Source organism: Mesotoga infera (assembly GCA_011045915.1).
In the GTDB taxonomy this organism is placed as follows: Bacteria; Thermotogota; Thermotogae; order Petrotogales; family Kosmotogaceae; genus Mesotoga; species Mesotoga infera_D.
Genome location: DSBT01000167.1, coordinates 1 through 5,166 on the forward strand (window position 1 = coordinate 1; position 5,166 = coordinate 5,166).

A 5,166-nucleotide genomic window follows, 5' to 3' on the forward strand; every position below is an offset into this window, starting at 1 on the left:
ACCTAACGTAATGCTCGTGAAGGAATCAAAGGAAGCTGGGAATCAAGGTTATCGTAATATTCTTAGGAAAGAGGCCAAATACTGTGATATTGTAAATCTGGCGAGTAGCATTGAGCGAATCAATCCGACAGACATTCTTGTGTACCCAGGACGATATGATTCCGCTGATTTGTTGGATTCCATTAATGCTTTTGAGGGAAAAGTCCATATTGATTTTCACTATGACAGCAAAGCAATAATGGGAGGCATCCGAAGAAGAGTCGACACCGCGATTTTGTCTACATCTAGTGAACATTTCAAGAATCAATGTGAAGGATCTTGGGACGGAATAATTGAATACTTCAAATCATTCGATATTGAAAGGTTTCTGCTGAAAGAGAACCGTGGTGGCTCTTCTTGCTTCGATCGAGATTCTGGGATACAGTTCGAAGCTCCTGCTTATCATACTAACATAATGCACTCAGTAGGAATTTGGAGATGTCTATAATTCAGTTTTCATCAGCAGGGTTGCCGATGCCAATATTGAGAACAGGATGAGATTGGCTGCTTTTGTGGCTTCCAAATATGCAGAGACAATGAGTTTTGAGAGGTTCAGAGAAAACGCTGTACCAGCGCTCAAGAATATCGTTGGGTACACCGCGCTAGATGGTGTTCGATTGTCTTGGGAAGAGCGAGGTCAGAGCAATATCTACTTGTCTGCACCGGACTTTCCTTCAATCGACATAGGCCCCCTCGAAGAACTTAATGATTGTCTCATCTATCATAATTTCAGGACTCATTTGCCGATAAGGGAGAATGGACTTGCATCCGATTCGTTTAGTGAAGAAGAGCAACTGAGCTTATTCTTCAAAGATATTGAACTTCTCGATTCATGTGATTTGCTTATTGCTGTTCTACTATACAATGATCCGGGCACACTTGTTGAATTAGGCATGTTTAAGCACTCAGGCAAACCCACAATTGTTTATGATCCGTTCGGGTACTGCAATAACCTGTTTTTGAAGTATACTCCCGATTATCTGTGCAAGTCATTGGAGGAAGTTGTCAAATCAACCTATTTGTGCTTGAGAAGGAGATGATCTCATGACAGATTGTAATGGTGTGTTGTTGTCATCTGGAGGAATGGACTCAACAGTGTTGGCATATGATCTTGCAAGACAAGGAGCAAACCTTATTTTGCTCTTTCTTGATTATGGCCAACATTGTATGAAGAAAGAATATGAGACACTCAAAAGGGTTGCTCCGAAAGCTTTCATGAAGAACATCACATTAATTAGCATTGTAGACATTTTTAGAGAATCAAAATCGAGGATGATAGTGGAAGCAGATTTGTGGTTTGATGAAGTTGCTCCGCCAGACTTGTACTTACCATATAGGAATCTTCTGTTTCTTTCAATCGCATCCGCATATGCTCAGTCAATAGGGATACGAAATGTGTATGCCGCATTCATTAATAGTAATCATGCGAAAGAAATAGATTGCTCTATTAGGTTTTTTACCCAACTAGAAGCAATGCTTGAAGAATATGGCTCAGTTAAGATCAACATACCTTATAGGGAAATGTCTAAGACACAGGTTGCTAACCTTGGAGTAGAGCTAGGAGCACCGATCGCAGAGACTTTCTCCTGTCAGGTTAACTCCGTAAATCCATGCGGAGTCTGTCCCAATTGTGTGGACAGAATTAATGCGATGAGAGATCTGTTGAAGGAAGTATGAGTCATGCAAGATGACAGATGTGAGGGACCTGTTGGAAAGCTGGCAAACTTTGTATCTCAGATCAAGCTCAACACCATTGCACCCAGAAAACCATACTACCATATGGGGGCGACGATCTCTGATTCCGTTTTGCAGGCGGGAATCAACTACAGATACGTGGTCTATCCACGCATTAAGAAACTGGCAGAGGAATTTCCTGATTACAGGACTACTTGCGACTTCATTGAACTCATGCGGAAAATACCGCTCGCAGAGCTTCTAACTTGGAAAAGTTCTATAAAGCTGGAGCGAATAAGGGCACTGACTCGCCTTCTTCGCAAAAACGCGATTCAAGATGAGGAACAGCTTGCAGTGTGGATGAGACACGATGGTAACATCAAGAGGCTTTCTGAAATAAAAGGAATAGGTCCGAAAACCATAGATTACTTAAAGATGCTAGCAGGAATTCAAACAATAGCTGTAGATAGACATCTATTCAAGTTTTTGGAATTGGCCGGCGTTGTTTCGAAAAATTACCAAGAAGTAAGTGGAATCTACCGAAGCGCTGCTGAAATTCTTGGAATGACGTTATATGAGCTTGATAAGAAGGTCTGGATTTACATGTCCAACACTAGGTGAGAACTTTGCTTAAGTACTCAGCGATCTCTAGCTGCAATCAGTGGGGAAGTTGCTGATGGAATCACTTTATCACTACAGGGCAAACAGATGATTACGGGATCAAGATTTCTATTTGTCCAAGTACTGCATTTCCCTGCTTGGCAAATACATCAAATCCCAATCACTCCCAGGATGCTCATCCTTAACTGGCACTAAGGATGTGGTCGAGAACTTGAATATCAGTTGAGTAATAGACATTTCCATATTTACATGATAATGTCCCTATTTTTCTGGGAGAAAATGCGGAGCGACGAATTTCCAAACGTCTTCACCGGACTTTCGCATATCTTCCGATTTAACAAAGATTATAACAAAAATGGAGGCCCTATTCATTGGAAATCATGGAGACCTGAAAATGATGGCGTTTACTCAGAGATTAGCTTTGCTGCGGTCACAAGAATGGTCTTGTAGAAGGAGAAAACGGTGTCATTCAATGAAGAGATTGGAAGAGTGGTTAGGAGTAGCTCATACAGATGTATTCCAGGCTTTGGATTTCCAAGGACTCTTGTAACAAGACTCTCCAAAGCCTTCTGAGTTGTAGAAGTGATATGAGCCGCCGAATTCCTCATTGTCTTGAGATCGTGCAATTCGGATGCAATTGAACTTATATGCGGTTCGAAGGGAACGCCGTTCTTGAAAAAAAGAAGTGCAATCTTTTTCACCGAATCAGGATTTGAGTAATCGAAGTATCTATTTGCTCCAACAATCATTAGTCTCGCTGATTCTTTATCAGGAGGAAATACGTAGCGAATAGGAGATACTCCTGTCTCACTAGTTTCCCCGGTCATATAAGCAATCAGTGCTGCTTCAAGGAAAGACTCCCAAGCTACAAACATGTTAAGGAAGGCTGCTGCTGTAATCTGCTTCCGATCTATCTCCGAGAACAGAAAGCTTCCGTCAGAGGCTGTAAGATGAGCGTGAGAAATAAGATTGTCACATTGGTTAATATCGATTTCAAATGCGACGAAAGTGTCTTTCAAAGACATTTGATGTAACCCTAAGGAAGTAGTGACAGAAGAAAAGAAGACCTTCTCTGCCTTACAACCTCATCAGTTGTAGCTCTTCTGCAATCCTGAAGAAACTGCTGTTCTAGCCTCGTTAAATTTGCGAAATCATCAGTACCAAAAATCTCTTCAACCCTCTCTAGTGAATTCCTAATTTGCTCTTTGTTGCCATGTGAAATGTCCTTTCTCGAGACATCAAACTGAGGTAATCCATAGAGACAATGTGCGAAGGTAGTAAAAAGTGAATAGTAAACATGTGGACGCTTGAACTCTGTATCTGCCAAACCGTCAGGAAAAACCGAAGAAATCGAGTCAACAACATTATCGAATCTTTCCTCCAGTTCTATCGGGTCACGGTCAAACGATTTCTCATATTTCGCATAGAATCTCTTTATTTGCTTTTTGGATTTGATACCTTCAAGCATTGCAATAAGCAAATCTGCGACAAGGTTGACGTCCAACATACGAACAATGCTTCTTGAAGTTAATATTCCTTGACCTGTCCAGTATTCATTGTATTTGTGACCAATTCTGTCAGCCAACACCTTGAATGGGCCAAAGTGATTAGCATTGATTTTCTCTTGCTCATTTAACAATACAGCATATGAATTCAACCTACTGAAGATATCAAGCACTTCAGAATCAGGAAGGTTAATGAGAAGGTCAACAGAAATCTCATACGCGAGGATCTGGGATTGCACCTCTTCTGGCAATTGACTAAATTGTAATCCCCCGTACTCAGCATTCTGTGTCTTACTGATCACGAAGCCATCCTTAACAAAAGAGAGAATAGCTCTTAACCTTTGCTGCCCATCTACAACATCTCTGGTAGAACTTTTCGTAGTTACGTTTATCCGTTGCCGAATGAATATCTTTGGAATTGGTTTCCCTCTTATAATTGTATCCATAAGAAAGCTCTTTGCTTTATCAGTCCATACTGGCCGTCTTTGGAAGCGAGGGTTCAACTCCAGTTGCCCCATTCTATCCCACTCCACAAAGTCATTGATGTTATAGGTTCTTGAATCATAACTCTTCATTCTTCACTCCTCACAGACTTCTCTGCTTTCCACACCATACTCCAGATAAATACTAACATGAACGGTGAGTATTTCACATCCTCTTGAAGAGCAGAACCTACAGATATCACATGCATTATGTTTCTCAAGAAAAGCAGCAAACTTTGATTTCTCACTTTTTGATTGATCTCGGATTGCAGAACGAGCTTTGTCAAACACTTGTCAACAATCATCGTCTCTTTACAGAGGTAGTTTACTCTACGGGGCGAACGTTATCATGAAAAGATCGACTGAGAAATTTGGCCAAGACTCAGCAATCGCGATCTGAGCGATGAAGTGTGCGGCAGAGAGTTCAATGATCGAGTCCGCAAAGGTAGAAAGACGACTTGATCTGACCTACCAGCCTCAGAAGTAAGAGAATGAGGCAGCTATAGTATCTAGAGTGAATAGAGAGCCACAGATTCTTGAACAGTGAATAAAGTGATTTGAGGAGAAGCAATTCGTAAGTCAAGGGGCGTATCTGAACGCCCCTTTTCTTCAGAATACTTGTGGGGTAAAATATGGTCTTCTCGGAGGACGGAGAAACGATGACGGCAGGCTGTCCTAATTGCATGAAAAACTCTATTACGCGAGTGTAAATAATCGAGTCTGTCCATATTTTCTCAAGAAAGAAAAGAGCAATCTCGTTATTCGAAATAGTGCTTTGCTGATAATCAGAAGCCCTTGCGTTCACGGTAGATCTGTTCTAATTGAATGAAGACCTACGTTACTGG

The 5,166-nt window shown here is 41.3% G+C and carries 5 protein-coding genes; 3 read left to right on the forward strand and 2 right to left on the reverse strand.

Annotation, left to right across the window (positions count from 1 at the left end; translation table 11 throughout):
- Window positions 1-533: 533 nt before the first annotated feature.
- Genes ENN47_05860 through ENN47_05870 form a run of 3 tightly spaced genes read left to right on the forward strand, consistent with a single transcriptional unit; the run spans window position 534 to window position 2,334 of the window.
- The gene (locus tag ENN47_05860; protein HDP77698.1) at window positions 534-1,079 is read left to right on the forward strand and encodes a hypothetical protein; all 546 of its coding nucleotides are present in this window, start codon (window positions 534-536) and stop codon (window positions 1,077-1,079) included.
- Window positions 1,080-1,083: 4 nt separating this feature from the next.
- On the forward strand, window positions 1,084-1,716 hold the full coding sequence (locus ENN47_05865) for a 7-cyano-7-deazaguanine synthase (protein HDP77699.1): 633 nt from the start codon (window positions 1,084-1,086) through the stop codon (window positions 1,714-1,716).
- 3 nt (window positions 1,717-1,719) lie between these two features.
- Complete coding sequence (locus tag ENN47_05870; protein ID HDP77700.1) at window positions 1,720-2,334, forward strand: hypothetical protein; 615 nt, start codon at window positions 1,720-1,722, stop codon at window positions 2,332-2,334.
- Between the two features lie 404 nt (window positions 2,335-2,738).
- On the opposite strand, the gene ENN47_05875 is transcribed toward ENN47_05870, so the two are convergent.
- On the reverse strand, window positions 2,739-3,359 hold the full coding sequence (locus tag ENN47_05875; GenBank protein ID HDP77701.1) for a hypothetical protein: 621 nt from the start codon (window positions 3,357-3,359) through the stop codon (window positions 2,739-2,741).
- Between the two features lie 11 nt (window positions 3,360-3,370).
- Window positions 3,371-4,414, reverse strand: a complete 1,044-nt coding sequence (locus ENN47_05880) for a DUF262 domain-containing protein (protein HDP77702.1) — start codon at window positions 4,412-4,414, stop codon at window positions 3,371-3,373.
- Window positions 4,415-5,166: the final 752 nt, after the last annotated feature.

Coding starts and splice junctions, on each gene's coding strand:
- ENN47_05875 (HDP77701.1), bottom strand. CDS start 3,359: ATGTCTTTGAAAGACACTTTCGTCGCATTTGAAATCGATATTAACCAA.
- ENN47_05860 (HDP77698.1), top strand. CDS start 534: ATGAGATTGGCTGCTTTTGTGGCTTCCAAATATGCAGAGACAATGAGT.
- ENN47_05870 (HDP77700.1), top strand. CDS start 1,720: ATGCAAGATGACAGATGTGAGGGACCTGTTGGAAAGCTGGCAAACTTT.
- ENN47_05880 (HDP77702.1), bottom strand. CDS start 4,414: ATGAAGAGTTATGATTCAAGAACCTATAACATCAATGACTTTGTGGAG.
- ENN47_05865 (HDP77699.1), top strand. CDS start 1,084: ATGACAGATTGTAATGGTGTGTTGTTGTCATCTGGAGGAATGGACTCA.